At 71.2% G+C, this 13,942-nt stretch carries 13 protein-coding genes and 1 pseudogene; 4 read left to right on the forward strand and 10 right to left on the reverse strand.

The window, feature by feature from the left end:
- The first annotated feature begins 317 nt into the window (after positions 1-317).
- Positions 318-1,337: an ArsR/SmtB family transcription factor gene (locus OHS70_RS25315; protein WP_328400825.1), complete on the forward strand. Its 1,020-nt coding sequence runs from the start codon at positions 318-320 to the stop codon at positions 1,335-1,337.
- Here OHS70_RS25315 and OHS70_RS25320 read toward each other — a convergent pair.
- The gene (locus OHS70_RS25320; protein ID WP_328400827.1) at positions 1,307-2,464 is read right to left on the reverse strand and encodes an alkaline phosphatase PhoX; all 1,158 of its coding nucleotides are present in this window, start codon (positions 2,462-2,464) and stop codon (positions 1,307-1,309) included. The genes OHS70_RS25315 and OHS70_RS25320 overlap by 31 nt on opposite strands.
- A gap of 350 nt (positions 2,465-2,814) precedes the next feature.
- The gene (locus OHS70_RS25325) at positions 2,815-3,615 is read right to left on the reverse strand and encodes a CoA transferase subunit A (protein WP_328400829.1); all 801 of its coding nucleotides are present in this window, start codon (positions 3,613-3,615) and stop codon (positions 2,815-2,817) included.
- A gap of 168 nt (positions 3,616-3,783) precedes the next feature.
- Between OHS70_RS25325 and OHS70_RS25330 the strand changes: the two genes are divergently transcribed.
- Positions 3,784-4,206 carry a VOC family protein gene (locus tag OHS70_RS25330; protein WP_328400831.1) on the forward strand — a complete coding sequence of 141 codons (423 nt, stop codon included), beginning with the start codon at positions 3,784-3,786 and terminating at the stop codon, positions 4,204-4,206.
- 9 nt (positions 4,207-4,215) lie between these two features.
- Here OHS70_RS25330 and OHS70_RS25335 read toward each other — a convergent pair whose 3' ends face one another.
- From OHS70_RS25335 to OHS70_RS25350, 4 genes are all read right to left on the reverse strand, one after another.
- Complete coding sequence (locus OHS70_RS25335) at positions 4,216-5,172, reverse strand: oxidoreductase (RefSeq protein WP_328400833.1); 957 nt, start codon at positions 5,170-5,172, stop codon at positions 4,216-4,218.
- A gap of 149 nt (positions 5,173-5,321) precedes the next feature.
- Positions 5,322-5,672 (reverse strand): nitrite reductase small subunit NirD, encoded by a 351-nt coding sequence (gene nirD, locus OHS70_RS25340; RefSeq protein ID WP_328400835.1) that lies wholly within the window; start codon positions 5,670-5,672, stop codon positions 5,322-5,324.
- Positions 5,669-8,260, reverse strand: a complete 2,592-nt coding sequence (gene nirB, locus OHS70_RS25345; protein WP_328400837.1) for a nitrite reductase large subunit NirB — start codon at positions 8,258-8,260, stop codon at positions 5,669-5,671. Before nirB ends, nirD begins: the two co-directional genes overlap by 4 nt.
- 1 nt (position 8,261) lies before the next feature.
- Positions 8,262-9,512, reverse strand: a complete 1,251-nt coding sequence (locus OHS70_RS25350; protein ID WP_328400839.1) for an NAD(P)/FAD-dependent oxidoreductase — start codon at positions 9,510-9,512, stop codon at positions 8,262-8,264.
- Positions 9,513-9,714: 202 nt separating this feature from the next.
- Between OHS70_RS25350 and OHS70_RS25355 the strand changes: the two genes are divergently transcribed.
- The gene (locus OHS70_RS25355; RefSeq protein WP_328400841.1) at positions 9,715-10,500 is read left to right on the forward strand and encodes a sulfite exporter TauE/SafE family protein; all 786 of its coding nucleotides are present in this window, start codon (positions 9,715-9,717) and stop codon (positions 10,498-10,500) included.
- 139 nt (positions 10,501-10,639) lie between these two features.
- Positions 10,640-11,293, forward strand: a complete 654-nt coding sequence (locus tag OHS70_RS25360; RefSeq protein ID WP_328400843.1) for an HAD family hydrolase — start codon at positions 10,640-10,642, stop codon at positions 11,291-11,293.
- A gap of 24 nt (positions 11,294-11,317) precedes the next feature.
- On the opposite strand, the gene OHS70_RS25365 is transcribed toward OHS70_RS25360, so the two are convergent.
- The 4 genes and pseudogenes from OHS70_RS25365 to OHS70_RS39120 form a co-directional block, all read right to left on the reverse strand.
- A complete protein-coding gene (locus OHS70_RS25365; protein ID WP_328400845.1) occupies positions 11,318-11,779 on the reverse strand; it encodes a hypothetical protein in 462 nt (153 codons plus the stop codon).
- A gap of 2 nt (positions 11,780-11,781) precedes the next feature.
- Positions 11,782-12,282 carry a MarR family winged helix-turn-helix transcriptional regulator gene (locus OHS70_RS25370; protein ID WP_328400847.1) on the reverse strand — a complete coding sequence of 167 codons (501 nt, stop codon included), beginning with the start codon at positions 12,280-12,282 and terminating at the stop codon, positions 11,782-11,784.
- A gap of 33 nt (positions 12,283-12,315) precedes the next feature.
- Positions 12,316-12,957, reverse strand: coding sequence for a class F sortase (locus OHS70_RS25375; RefSeq protein ID WP_328400849.1), 642 nt, complete (start codon positions 12,955-12,957; stop codon positions 12,316-12,318).
- Between the two features lie 176 nt (positions 12,958-13,133).
- Positions 13,134-13,481: pseudogene (locus tag OHS70_RS39120) on the reverse strand (hypothetical protein); the annotation flags it as partial.
- Between the last annotated feature and the right edge of the window lie 461 nt (positions 13,482-13,942).

Below are 13,942 nucleotides of genomic sequence, written 5' to 3' on the forward strand. Positions count from 1 at the left end.
GAATTTCTGCCATTCACTGCGCAAAGAATGGGGCGGGACGCGGCCCGCGGATCCCCACCCGCGAGCCACGCCCCATTACCCGTGCCGAACACGGAGCCGCAACCTCCGCCACCGCCGCCGGACGCGCAAAGCCCCCCACGGTCCTCGCTGCGTCACTTCGGTGACAGAAGGTTTCGTGCTCGACGTCGTACAGCTTTTCGGTTGCCCCCCGAGGCCCGCGAGGGCTTTCAACTGTGGCTGAAACACCGTGGTAACGTCCCGTGACTGCATGCATACTCAGTGGCGGGGGCGATTGCGGATGCAACAGTGGGGGTTCGGTGCTTCGTATTCATTTCAATGCGGACGACTTGGCCAGAGTCAGGATGGCGGCCAGGCCGGACGCGTTGTGGGAATCGATTCTCAGTTTTCACCGATTGCGTGACCGGCGGGGTGCCCTGGTGTTCGGGGAATGGCGCTCCGAAGCCCGCACCCGGTTGAAAGGTGAAACACGGCTGCTGGCCGCGCTGGTTCCGCAGCACGGATATTTCCCGGACTTTCTGACTCCGCCCGAGACCCGCGACGGGCTCGACGCGGGTCTGGAGGCCCTGCGTGCCACACCACCCGCGCGGCTGCACACCGAGCTGGCCCTCGCGGCCGCCCACCGCTCCGCGCTGCGCGTGCTGCCCAGCCGGCTCGTCGCGCTCGCCGAGGGCCGCAGCGAGCCGCTCGCCCGGCTCGTCGGGGCGCTGCGCGCCTACTGGAAGGCCGCGGTCGAGCCGTACTGGCCGCATGTCCAGGCCAGGGTGGAGGCGGACCGGGCGGTGCGGGGACGGGCGCTGCTCGACGGCGGTGCGGAGGAGCTGCTCGCCTCACTGCCGCCGGTGCTGCGCTGGCGTGCCCCGGTGCTGGAGGCCGACTACCCGGTCGACCGCGAACTGCGCCTGGACGGACGGGGGCTGCTGCTCCAGCCCTCGTTCTTCTGCCGCGGTACCCCGGTGGTCTACCGCGACAGCGCGCTGCCGCCTGTACTGGTCTATCCGGTGTCCCACGGCTGCGAGCCCGCCTTCGGCGACGCCGTGGCCCCCTCGCTCGGCCGCCTGGTCGGCCACACCCGCTCCGCGGTGCTCCAGTCCATCCGCGACGGCTGTACGACCAGCGAGCTGGCCCGCAGGGCAGGGGTGTCCCTGGCCTCCGCGAGCCAGCACGCCGCCGTCCTTCGCGAGGCCGGGCTCGTGGTGACCCTGCGCCACGGCAACGCGGTACTGCACACGCTCACTCCGCTGGGCGCCGCCCTGCTGCGCGGCGGCGCCACCCCTCAGGCCATGGCCTACGCCCGGAACGGACCGGTCACTTCGTAGGTGATGCCGCCGGACGAGCTGCCGCTCGTGCCGCGCTGGCTGGAGAAGTACAGCCGCTGCCCGTTCGGCGAGAAGGCCGGACCGGTGATCTCCGATGCCGACTGGCCGCTGATCCGCAGGAACGGCGCGACCACGTCGTCCGGCGTGATGATGCAGATCTCCATGTTGCCGCCGTCCTCCGCGACGAACAGATCGCCGGACGAGGAGCCGGTGACATTGTCGAGACCGGTCAGCGGCGCGCCGCCGCCCACGACGAGCGAGTCGTCGTAGGCCAGCTCATAGGTGCTGCTCGCCAGATTGAGCTGCCACAGCCGGTTGTCGCCCTTGGTGGTGAACCAGACCGTGTCGTTGGCGTAGTGGCAGCCCTCGCCGCCGTTGAACTTCTTCGAACCGGACACCTGGTTGCGGGTCGCGGTCGGGGAGCCGTCCGGGTCGGGGACGGTCTGCCAGGTGAAGGAGCCGGAGGTGGCGGTGCCGGCCTTGAGGACCTGGAGGGTCCCCGAGGAGAGGTTCCCCCAGGTGCTGGGGATGAAGCGGTAGAAGCAGCCGCTGGTCTCGTCCTCGGTCAGATAGATCACCTGGCGCACCGGGTCGGCGGCCGCCGCCTCGTGCTTGAACCTGCCCATGGCGTCGCGGCGCGTGGCGGCGCCTCCGAACGGGTTGGTCTCGTAGACGTAGCCGAGGCTGACCTCCTCGCACGACAGCCAGGTGTTCCACGGAGTGGCGCCACCGGCGCAGTTCTGCCGGGTGTTGGACAGGATGCGGTAGGCGCCGGTGACGGTGCCGGAGGAGTTGAACCTGACGGCGCTTGCGCCGCCACCGGGGTTGATCTCCGAGTTGGACACGTAGATCCAGCCGGAGCCGTCGACGAAACAGGCGCCGCCGTCGGGGGCGTTGTGCCACGTGTAGGAGGTGCCGGAGACCACCTGGCCGGACCGGGCGATCACCCGGCTGGTGAAGCCGCTGGGCAGCTGGATGCCGTTGGCGTCGGCCGCGCCGAGCGCACCGTACGGGCCGGGGCCGGGCTGTGCCGGGGCCGCCGTCGCGGCGCCCTGCCACAGGGTGCCGCCGAAGGCGGCGGCCGATGTGCCGATGACCGCTCCGCGCAGGAAACTGCGTCGTTCCACTTGTCACTCCAGGAGGGTGGTGACCGCCCCGTGGCACCGGCCGGCGCCATGGGGTCGCGCGCTTCCGGAACCTAGGAGGCACGAGTTGACGGCACGTCAACAACCGATGAAGCAGAGACGTCGACTGCATTCAGCCATGTGCGTGCGGTGACGACCGTGGGGTCCGGCGGCCTCGGGTCCGCCCACGGCAGCCGGATCCCGCTCCGTACGCGCCTCTGTCACCTGCATCGATGTGGCGCACCCGCACGTCCAGGCCGGTCGCTTGAACCACCGGCGTCACAGTGACGTCCAGATGAATCCCGCTCAACACCAGTTCCATTGTGGCCGGATCCGGAGCCTCGCGCGCTCGCTCAGCCGTTGAGGTCCGCGAGCCATGCGGTGAACGCCGCCCGGTCCCGGGAGATCGGGTCCCAGGCCCGGTGGAAGGCGTTGTCGCGCTGCCCGTACCCGGCGGCGTACGACGGACGGGCGCCGCCCGGCACCACGCACACCGCATGGACCACCCAGGAGGGCAGCACCACCGCGCCCGGCCGCGGCGTCAGTTCACCGACGGTCTCCTCCACCGTCACCAGTACGCGGCTCGCCGCCAGCACGGCCTCCTTCTGCACCCCGGTCGGACCCCACAGCTGCACCGCACCCGACCGGTCGGCCTGCTGGGCGTGGATGATCGTGACATCCGGGTTGAGCGCCGCCACAGCCGTCAACTCCCCGCCGGTGAAAGGGCATGTGATGCCGGCGATCGTGTCCGATCCGGCGGCGGTCCCCGAGCCCCGGTAGCCGCGCAGCACCGCGAAGGGCAGTCCGGACGCTCCCGCCACATAGCGGTTCGCCATGCCCGCGTGGCTGTGCTCGTCCAGCTCCAGCGGGCGCGGCCAGCCGTTCTCGACCGCGTCCCGGAACCGGTGCAGCGAGCCGGCGCCAGGGCTGCCGCCCCAGGAGAAGATCAGCTTCCTCACCAGTCCCGCGCCGATCAGCTGGTCGTGGACGACGTCCGGGGTCATCCTGGCGAGAGTGAGATCGGTGATGCCCTGGCGGATGACCTCGTGCGCGGCGGCGAACGGGACCAGATGGGTGAAGCCCTCCAGGGCAAGGGTGTCGCCGTCGTGGACGAGGTCCGCCACGGCGTCCTTGAGGCTGCGGATGTCGGCCATCGTCGTTCTCCGTGATGCTCGGTGCCCGGCTCGTGCCCGGCGCGCCTGGGCAGCTGCTGCGCCGCTGCGGAGAAATATTTCCCGGGACAGCGATGAGTATGGTCCGCGCTCCCCGTCCATCACATGGAACGCACTGCACAGCACCCCTTACGGATGAGAGAGGCAGCCATGCCCCAGATGATCTTCGTGAACCTGCCCGTGCGCGACCTGGAGACCAGCAAGGCCTTCTGGACCGAGCTGGGCTACTCCTTCGACCCGGACTTCTCCGACGAGAACGCCGCCAGCCTGATCATCAGCGACACCATCTTCGCGATGCTGCTCACCGAGCCGAAGTTCAAGGAGTTCACCGGGAAGGAGATCACGAACGCCGCCACCTCGACCGAGGTCATCCTCTGTCTGAGCGCGGAGAGCCGCGAGAAGGTCGACGAGCTCGTGGACGCCGCCCTGGCCGCCGGCGGCACGGCCGCCAACGACCCCCACGACTACGGGTTCATGTACGAGCGGTCCTTCCAGGACCCCGACCACCACAACTGGGAGGTCATGTGGATGGACGAGGACGCGGCGAGGAAGGCGATGGCCGAGGGGCGGTGACGCAGGCCCTCAGCCCGGCAGGGCCCCGGTGCCGGGCTCCGGGCTCGCCAGACCCCCGTACGTCACTCCGGTGAGCTGCTCCGAGGCCGCCCACAGCCGTTCGCCCGCCACGTCGTTCCTGGTCCAGCCGGCCCGGATGGACGGGGCCGGCCCGCCGCGCCAGCCGAGCAGGCGCGGTCCGGTGAACGAGTCGGGCTCCACGCCGGCAGCCGTCGCCGCGTACAGCGTCGGCAGCGCGCCGGACTCGGCGGGCTGAGCGAGGAGCCGGTTGCCGAACTCCATGATCCGGACGGCCGCCCTGCGGCCCTCCATCTTCGGGCCGGCGGTCTGGAGGTTGGTCGCCGCATAGCCGGGGTGGGCCGCGGCGGCCACCACGTCCGAGCCCGCCGCCGCGAGCCTGCGCGCCAGCTCGTGCACGAACAGCAGATTCGCCGTCTTGGAGCGGGCGTAGGCGATCCAGCGGCGGTATCCGCGCTCGCTGTTGAGGTCGCCGATGTCGAGGTTGGCGAGCGTGTGCGCCACGCTGGAGACGCTGATCACCCGTGCTCCCGGGGTGTCCAGCAGCTTCGGCAGCAGCAGTCCGGTGAGCGCGAAGTGCCCCAGGTGGTTGACGCCGAACTGCCGCTCGAAGCCGTCGGCCGTCCTGCCGTACGGCAGGGCCATCACCCCGGCGTTGTTGATCAGCAGATCGAGCCTGTCGTACGGATACCGGTCCGCGAAGCGCCGTACCGAAGCCAGATCGGCCAGATCCAGCGCGCCGACCTCCACCAGGGCGTCCGGTGCGTCGGCGGCGATACGGTCCAGCGCGTGCGTGCCGCGCTCCTCGCTGCGGCACGCGAGGATCACCCTGGCCCCGCGCCGGGCCAGTTCCCGGGCCGTGACCAGGCCGATCCCGCTGTTGGCTCCCGTGACCACCGCGACGCGGCCGCGCTGGTCGGGGATGTCTCCGGCATGCCAGGCCGTCATGGCAGGGCCTCCGCTTCCTGGACGGGGCGTGTCCCCGTCCAGCCTACGAACGCCCGCCCGGCCGGGCCACAGATGGTGCCGCTCACGCGCCGCGAAGAGTCAGGGCAGAGACAGACGGCGCGTGAGCGGAGTCGGATGGGTGTGCAGGCTCAGTGCAGCCGCACGTCGTACACCGCCACCGTCACCGACTCGTCGTCCAGGCAGCGCCCGGTCTCCAGGTCGAAGCGCTGCTTGAGCAGCGGCGAGGCGACGAACGGGCGGCCGGCGGCCGAGCCGAGCAGTCCCCGCGACAGGACCTGGGCCCCGCCGAACGGGTCGCGGTTGTCGATGGCGTACGGCGTGCCGTCACGGTCCAGGAACACCGCGGCCTGCCGGCCGCCGGGCAGCAGGACCGCGACCCCGCGGCCCCGGGTGAGCTGGGACAGCGAGCACACCGCCAGCCAGTCCTCGTCCAGGCGGAGCTGGATGTGCGTATCCGTCTTCTCAGGGGCGATCGTCATCGGACGGCAGTACCTTCCAGGGCTTCTTCCAGCGGACGGATGGACAGCAGCGGCAGGTCGGGCTTGACCTGGTCGCGCTCGGGCACGAACTTGACCGTGGGGTCCGGCACGTCGGGCGCGTTGACGAAGGAGACGAACCGGCGCAGCCGCTCGGGGTCGTTGATGGTCTCGGACCACTCGTCGCGGTAGTTGGCGACGTGGTCGGCCATCAGCGCCTCCAGTTCGGCGCAGATGCCCAGAGAGTCGTTCACCACCACGTCGCGGATGTGGTCGAGGCCGCCCTCGATCCGCTCCAGCCAGGTCGAGGTGCGCTCCAGCCGGTCGGCGGTACGGATGTAGAACATCAGGAACCGGTCGATCAGGCGGATCAGTTCGGCGTCGGACAGGTCCTGCGCGAGCAGATCGGCGTGGCGCGGGGTCGCGCCGCCGTTGCCGCCGACGTACAGGTTCCAGCCGCCCACGGTCGCGATCACGCCGAAGTCCTTGGACTGCGCCTCCGCGCACTCGCGCTGGCAGCCGGAGACCGCCGACTTCAGCTTGTGCGGCGAGCGCAGACCCCGGTAGCGCAGCTCGAGGTCGATCGCCATGCGGACCGAGTCCTGCACGCCGTAGCGGCACCAGGTCTGCCCCACACAGGACTTCACGGTCCGCAGCGCCTTGCCGTACGCGTGCCCGGACTCGAAGCCGGCGTCCACCAGACGGGCCCAGATCTGCGGCAACTGGTCGACGCGCGCACCGAACAGGTCGATCCGCTGGCCGCCGGTGATCTTGGTGTAGAGGCCGTAGTCGCGGGCCACCTCACCGATCACGATGAGCTTTTCGGGGGTGATCTCGCCACCCGGGATGCGCGGCACGATCGAGTACGAGCCGTTCTTCTGCATGTTGGCGAGGAAGTGGTCGTTGGTGTCCTGCAGCGCGGCCTGCTCGCCCTCCAGCACATATCCGGAGGCGCCGATCGTGGGCGCGAGCGAGGCGATGATCGAGCCGACGGTCGGCTTGCAGATCTCGCAGCCGTTGCCGCCGCGGGCCGCCTCGCGCCCGTGCCTGTCCAGCAGCTCCTGGTAGGAGGTGATGCGCAGCGCTCGGACGATCTCGTACAGCTCCTGGCGGGTCTGGCCGAAGCAGCCGCACAGGCCCTTGTCGACCTCGACGCCCGACGCCTCCAGCTCGGCGTTGACCAGCTGGCCCAGCACCTTGACGCAACTGCCGCAGCCCGTACCGGCCTTGGTGCACTTCTTCACCTCGGGCACGGTCGTGCAGGAGTGCCCTGTGACCGCGCCGCGGATCGCGCCCTTGGTGACGTTGTGGCAGGAGCAGATGACCGCCTCGTCGGGCAGCGCGGCGGGACCGAGCGCGACGGGAGCACCGGCGCCGGCGGGCAGTACCAGCTGTTCGGGGGAGACGGGCGGCACCGCACCGGTGAAGGCGCGCAGCGTGCCGTACGCCTCGGCGTCGCCGACCAGGATGCCGCCGAGCAGCTCGCCGCCGGGGCCGACGACCAGCTTCTTGTAGACGCCCGCGCGGGAGTCGGAGTAGACCACGTCGAGGCAGCCCTCGGCCGCACCGTGGGCGTCACCGAAGGAGGCCACGTCGACGCCGAGCAGCTTCAGCTTGGTGGAGGTGTCGGCGCCGGTGAAGGACGACACGTCGCCCTCCAGCGCCGCGGCCGCCGTCTCGGCCATCTCGTAGCCGGGCGCGACCAGTCCGTACACGCGGCCGTCCGAAGCCAGCGCGCACTCGCCGATCGCGAACACGGCCGGGTCCGAGGTGCGGCACTGCTCGTCGACGACGATGCCGCCGCGCTCGCCCACGGCCAGGCCCGCGTCGCGGGCCAGCTGGTCCCGGGGCCGTACACCCGCGGAGAAGACGACCAGGTCGGTGGGGAGCACCGAACCGTCCGACAGGGCCATGCCGTTCACGGTGCCGCTCTCGTCGGCGGTGACCTCCTGGGTGCCGACGCCGGTGTGGACGCTCAGCCCCATGTTCTCGATGGTGCGCAACAGCGCCGCGCCGCCGCCCTCGTCCACCTGCACGGGCATCAGCCGCGGAGCGAACTCCACGATGTGGGTCTCGAGCCCCAGGCCCTTGAGCGCGCCCGCCGCCTCCAGGCCGAGCAGTCCGCCGCCGACGACCGCGCCGACGCGCGCCGTCTTCGCGTACTCCTCGATCGCGAGCAGGTCCTCGATCGTGCGGTAGACGAAACAGCCCTCGGAGTCCTTGCCCGGCACCGGCGGCACGAACGGGTACGAGCCGGTGGCCAGCACCAGAGTGTCGTACGCGATCGTCAGGCCGGCCCGCGAGGTGACCGTTCGGGCCGCGGTGTCGACGGCCTCGGCCGGGTCGTCCAGGTGCAGCTCGATGCCGTGCCGCTCCATGAAGCCGTCCTCGACCATGGACAGGTCGTCGGGAGTGTTCCCGGAGAAGTACGAGGTGAGCTTGACCCGGTCGTAGGCCGGCCGGGGCTCCTCGCACAGCACGACGACGCGCGCCCGCTCGGTGACCCCCCGCTCCGCGAGGGCCTCCAGGAATCGCTGGCCGACCATGCCGTGGCCGACGACCACGATCGTGGGGGTGGACTTCGCAGGCATGTCAGAGGCCTCCATCATTCGTGAGCAGGTGCAGCAGGGGCACGGAGTCGGGCAGGGCCTCGTCGCCCTCCCAGGCCCGGGCGAGCGCGCCGACTGAGGCGAGATCCCCGAGCAGTACCCCGCCGACGAGCCGGTCCCCGCGGACGACGACCTTGCGGTACGCGCCACGGGTGGCGTCGGTGAGCTGGACGACGTCGTCCCCCGGCCGGGGGGTCGGGTCGCCGAAAGCGGCCAGATCGAGCGGTCCGGCCTCGGTGTGCGGATGCCGGGCGCTCTCGGCGGCCGGTGCGGGTGCGGTCAGCGTGAGCCGGGTCAGTGCCCGGGTCCCGGTATAGCGGGGTGCGGCGCCGTCCGTGGCCTCGGCGTTCAGGAGGGACGCGAGAACGTCCGCCTGTTCCAGGGCGGGGCCGGCGAGACCGTGGACGACCCCGTCGTGTTCGGCGCAGTCGCCGATGGCGTGGATGTACGGGTCCGAGGTGCGCAGCTCGTCGTCGACGACGATGCCGCGCCGCACCGTGAGACCCGCGTCCACCGCGAGGCCGACCCGGGGGCGCACCCCGCAGGCCAGGACCACGATCTCGGCGTCCAGCGGGTAGCCGTCGGCGAGCACCACGGCGCTGACCGCCCCCTCGGGGGTGGTGCGCAGCCCGCGCACCCGGCACTCGGTGTGCACCTCGACGCCGAGTGCCTCCACATGCGTGCGCAGCAGAGCGGACGCGGAGACGTCCAGCTGGCGCTCCATGAGGTGCTCGCCCTGCTGGGCCAGCACGACCTTCGCGCCACGGGATGCGAGCGCGCGGGCGGCGGACACACCGAGCAGCCCGCCGCCGACCACGACCGCCCGGACTCCGGGGACCACGGCCGCGGAGAGCGCGGCGCAGTCGTCGAGGGTGCGGAAGGGGTGAACGCCCTCCGGAAGCCCCGGTCCGATGCCGCGCAGCGGCGGCAGCACCGGGTTCGATCCGGTCGCCAGGACCAGCCGGTCGTACGGCACCGGGGTGCCGTCCGCGCAGTGCACCAGGCGCCGCTCACGGTCGATGGACGCTGCGCGCACGCCGCGCCGCACCGGTACCTCGGGCAGTGCGATCACCTCGGGGCCGTAGCGCCCCGCGAGGACCTCCGCGAGAAGCACCCGGTTGTACGGGGCGTGCGGCTCCTCCCCGAGGACGGTGACGCGAACGCCCGCGCCCAGCTGGCGCGCGAGTCGCGCACCTGCCGTCCCGCCGCCGATCACCACGATCTCCGAAGTCATGCATGCAGCGTGCGGCGTCGGTGTTACCCGTCAGGTTCCCTTCTGTTTCCCACGGGGAACCTTGCCCTCAGCGCATCCCTGCCCGGCCTGTGAGGCCGGCGCCCGCCGGCCGTGCGGCGACAGGCCCCACGAACCTCAGGGGACGCTCAAGACTCGGCAGGTCGTTGGACTGGGCATGTATCCCGTCCGTAGGGTCGCGGTCGTGCCCGACATATCACTGACCACACTCGTCTTCCTGTGCCTCGCCGCCCTGGTGGCCGGCTGGATCGACGCGGTGGTCGGCGGCGGTGGACTGCTGCTCCTGCCCGCCCTGCTGCTCGGAATGCCGCACGCCTCCGCCGCCCACATCCTCGGCACCAACAAGGCGGTCGCCATCGTCGGTACCACGGGCGCCGCCGTCACCTACGTGCGCAAGACCCCGGTCCAGGTGAGGACCGCCGTACGGATCGGCCTGGCCGCTCTCGCCGGCTCGATGGGCGGTGCGTTCTTCGCGGCGGGGATCAGCAGCGACGTGCTGCGGCCCGTGATCATGGTGGTGCTGCTCGCTGTCGCCGCGTTCGTGATGCTGCGCCCTTCGTTCGGCACCGCGACGGACGCCGGCCGGCGGCGAGTGGGCCGGACCCGTGCCGCCATGGCGGTGGTCCTGGTCGGTGGTGGGATCGGCTTCTACGACGGTCTGTTCGGGCCGGGCACCGGCACCTTCCTGGTCCTGGCGCTCACCGCGGTGCTCCACCTCGATCTGGTGACCGCGTCCGCCACCGCCAAGATCGTCAACGTGTGCACGAACGCCGGCGCGCTGGCGATGTTCGCGTACCAGGGAACGGTGCTGTGGCAGCCGGCCGCGCTGATGGCCGTATTCAATCTGGCGGGCGGGATGATCGGCGCCCGGATGGCCCTGAGCAAGGGCAGCGAGTTCGTCCGCGGGGTTCTGCTGGTCGTCGTGTTCTCGCTGGTCGCGAAGCTGGGCTTCGACCAGTGGACGGCTTAGGGGCCGCGCGCGGGCACGGGCGTCGGTCACACCGCTGCAGCTTGCTGCCCGCCGGTGCCGGAGGGGACGCCCCACCGCGAGCGCCCAGCGCGGTGGGGCCACCCAACTCCCTTGTCCGGGCGGCGCATAGGCTGCCGCGATGACCCGGGAAAGCGTTGAACTGGTGATCTTCGACTGTGACGGCGTGCTCGTGGACAGCGAACGGATCTGCGTCAGGGTGGACGCGTTGATCATGGCGGATCTGGGGATCTCGTTCACCGAGGCCGAAATCATCGAGAATTTCGTGGGCTCCTCCACGGAGGTCTACACGGCCGCTGTGGAGGAGCGGCTCGGACGCCGCCTGGAGAAGGGCTGGCAGCTGCGGTACGAGCACCTCTACGACGCCGCCTTCGCCGCCGAACTGACCGCCGTCGACGGCATCGTGGAAGCCTTGGCCGGCCTGACCGCCGCCGTCTGCGTGGCGTCGAACGGCCACCATGACGGCATCCGGAGCAGCCTGAAGATCACCGGACTGAGCGCCCACTTCGAGGGACGCATCTTCAGTGCGGCCGATGTGGCGAGGGGCAAGCCCGCGCCCGATCTCTTCCTGTTTGCCGCCCGCTCCATGGGGGTGGAGCCGCAGCGGTGCGCGGTGGTCGAGGACAGTGCGTACGGAGTGCAGGCCGCCCGGGCCGCCGGGATGCGTGCCTTCGGCTACTGCGGAGGACTCACCCCGGCGCACCGGCTCGAGGGTCAGGGCACGGTGGTCTTCGACGACATGCGGGCACTGCCCGGGCTGCTGCGCACCCACTGACCCGGGGGCGCCGGCCGGTCCCGGTCAGGAGGCATAGCCGTTCGCCGTCTCGGCGAAGACCGTCTCGGCCCGTGCGGTGATCTCGGTCAGGACCCGCGCGGCGATCGCCTGTTCGTGTTCCGGGATGTCGCCGTAGACCCGTGCGCCCAGCTCGGCGCCGAGCGCCGCGATCCGGGCCTGGAAGGCGCGGCCCGGCTCGGTGAGGGTGACGCGGCTCGCCTCGCCCTCGGCCGGCTCGAGCAGCCCGGCACCGGTCAGCTCGGCCACGGTGGCGAGCGCCGTCGCCTCGTCGAACTTCAGGGTCGACGTCAGACGGTGCACGATCGCGTCCACGTCGGCGGTGCCGCCCTCGCTCACGGTCGCGTTCAGGGCCATGGACTGGAAGAACGTATTGCCGGTACGGGCCAGTTCGCGGTCGAGCAGGGCCCGCGTCGCGTAGTGTGCCCGGCCGACGATCTGGCTGTTGAGTGTCGGGGTGGTGGACATGGTTACTCCTCGGACGAAGTGGAAGTCGGTGTCGTGGGCGAGCCGGGTGGTGCGTCGAGGGGTGCGTCGAGCAGCAGCCTCAGCTCGCGGGTGAGCGCTTCGGTGCGCTCGGTGTGCAGTCCGCCGAGCGGGGCGAGCAGGCGGTCGAGCAGTTCGTGGGTGACCGTGATGGCCCGCCCGGCGGTCTCCCTGCCCTCAGGGGTGAGCGAGAGCTGTACCGCCCGGGTGTCGGCCGGGTCGGGCGTGCGCCGCAGAAGTCCCGCGGATTCCAGGGTGCGGGCCAGCTTGGAGACGTACAGCGGCTCGAGACCGGTGTGGTCGGCCAGCCGGCGCTGGCTGGGGCTGTGCCCGGAGCGCTGCATGCCGTACAGAGAGGCGAGCAGGGTGTACTGCGCGTGGGTCAGCCCCAGAGGTGCGAGGGCCCGGTCGACGGCGACGCGCCACTTCGTCGACAGCCGCCAGACCAGATAGCCGGGCGTAGGGCCCTTCGGTTCCATGCTCATGGCAAATACGGTACATGGATACTATATCCATGGCTACTGTTTCTGGGCGGTGCCGTTCCCGCGCACTCCGATCAGGTGCCCGTACGCCACCACGTTGCCCCGGTAGCCGGTCCCCTTCGTGAATCCGCCGCCGCAGGTGATCAGCCGCAGCTCGGCGCGTGCGCTCGGCCCGTAGACCCTCTCGTCCGGAAAGGCGTCGGCCTCGTACACCTCGATGGCGTCGATCGTGAACACCGCGGTCCGCCCGTCCCTGCGGGCCACCTCGATCCGGTGGCCCTTCTTCAGCGCGCCGAGGTTGTAGAGGACGGCCGGCCCCTTCGCGTTGTCGACATGGCCGGCCATGATCGCCGTGCCCTTGGCGCCCGGCGCCGTGCCGTCCTCGTACCAGCCGGCCAGATTGCGGTTCTCGGCGGGCGGCACCGCCAGGCTGCCGTTCCGGTTCAGCCCGAGCCGCATGACCGGGGCGTCGACGTCGATCTCCGGGATGCGCAGGCGCAGCGGTGCGGACGGCGGCAGCGGGTCGGCGGCGGCGTCCGTGTGGATCCGCGGCCCGGCCGCGAACGCCTCGGCCGCCGACGGCATCGGCGGAGTGATGCCCTGCATGCCGCTGTGCACGAGCCACAGGCCGACGCAGACGCCGACCGCTATGCACCACCCCTTGCCCTTGCGCGTCATCACCTCTCCGCCTTCCTCCGGGCTCCGGGAATCCCCGGCCTCCAGGGCCGGGCCCGGGCGCCGGGGCGGATCGGGCGCCCGGGCGCATCCGGGCGCCGGGGAAAGGCCCCGCCCCCGTCGGTCATCGGCCGGACGGGAGCGGGGGATTCGGCGGTGCGGGCGGTGGAACCGGCCCGTCAGCTGTCCTGCGCGCCGCTCGCCCGACGGCGCAGGAGCAGTGTCCCGCCGGCGGCGGACGCGGCCAGCACTGCCACGCCCGCCGCGATCTGGGTGGTGTCCGGGCCGACGCTGCCACCGACGCCCGTACTGACATGGCCGCTCGGCCTGCTGTGCTCACGCACCTCCAGGTCGCCACTGGCCTTGTTGCCGTTCTTGCAGCGCACCTTGATCTCGTAGGTGCCCGGGTCGGTGTGGTCGGGGACCGTGAACTGGCCCACCGAGACCTCCTTGTGGGTGGCGGCCCGCAGCGGGAACACGCCCGCGTCGAGCGACCGCGCGTCGCCTGTGCCTCGGTCACCCTTCCCGCGGTCGTTCTTCGCCTTGTCGTCCTTCTCGCGGTCGCTCTTCTCGCGGTCGTCCTTCGCTTGGTCGTCGTTCCCGCGGTCGTCCTTCTCGCGGTCGTCCTTCTCGCGGTCGTCCTTCTCGCGGTCGTCGTTCCCGCGGTCGTCCTTCTTCCCGTGGTCGTCCTTGCCGCACGCCGTGGTGTTCACGGTGATCGTCGTTCCGGGCTTCGCCGGTGACGGGAACACCTCCAGCGCGTCCCGGTCCCCTGCGTGTGCAGCCAAGGCGCCGATGCCTGTCCAGCCGAGAGCCAGGGCTATGACGGGGAGCAGGCGGGACGTGCTGCGCATGGAGTCCTCCGGAAAGCGGGTGGGGCGGTGGGCCGTCCTCTTCCGAGGTAAGGGCCGACCTGCCCGTCGCGCCTGCTGATGAGCCATCAGATTCACCTGGTGGATATGGCGTGTCGCACTGGACAGAAGGCGTT

The sequence above is a fragment of the Streptomyces sp. NBC_00390 genome (assembly GCF_036057275.1).
In the GTDB taxonomy this organism is placed as follows: Bacteria; Actinomycetota; Actinomycetes; order Streptomycetales; family Streptomycetaceae; genus Streptomyces.

Bases quoted from the DNA above. Each gene is read 5' to 3' on its own strand.
- OHS70_RS25325 (WP_328400829.1), bottom strand. From the start codon at position 3,615: ATGGCCGACATCCGCAGCCTCAAGGACGCCGTGGCGGACCTCGTCCAC.
- OHS70_RS25330 (WP_328400831.1), top strand. From the start codon at position 3,784: ATGCCCCAGATGATCTTCGTGAACCTGCCCGTGCGCGACCTGGAGACC.
- OHS70_RS25335 (WP_328400833.1), bottom strand. From the start codon at position 5,172: ATGACGGCCTGGCATGCCGGAGACATCCCCGACCAGCGCGGCCGCGTC.
- nirD (WP_328400835.1), bottom strand. From the start codon at position 5,672: ATGACGATCGCCCCTGAGAAGACGGATACGCACATCCAGCTCCGCCTG.
- nirB (WP_328400837.1), bottom strand. From the start codon at position 8,260: ATGCCTGCGAAGTCCACCCCCACGATCGTGGTCGTCGGCCACGGCATG.
- OHS70_RS25350 (WP_328400839.1), bottom strand. From the start codon at position 9,512: ATGACTTCGGAGATCGTGGTGATCGGCGGCGGGACGGCAGGTGCGCGA.
- OHS70_RS25360 (WP_328400843.1), top strand. From the start codon at position 10,640: ATGACCCGGGAAAGCGTTGAACTGGTGATCTTCGACTGTGACGGCGTG.
- OHS70_RS25365 (WP_328400845.1), bottom strand. From the start codon at position 11,779: ATGTCCACCACCCCGACACTCAACAGCCAGATCGTCGGCCGGGCACAC.
- OHS70_RS25370 (WP_328400847.1), bottom strand. From the start codon at position 12,282: ATGAGCATGGAACCGAAGGGCCCTACGCCCGGCTATCTGGTCTGGCGG.
- OHS70_RS25375 (WP_328400849.1), bottom strand. From the start codon at position 12,957: ATGACGCGCAAGGGCAAGGGGTGGTGCATAGCGGTCGGCGTCTGCGTC.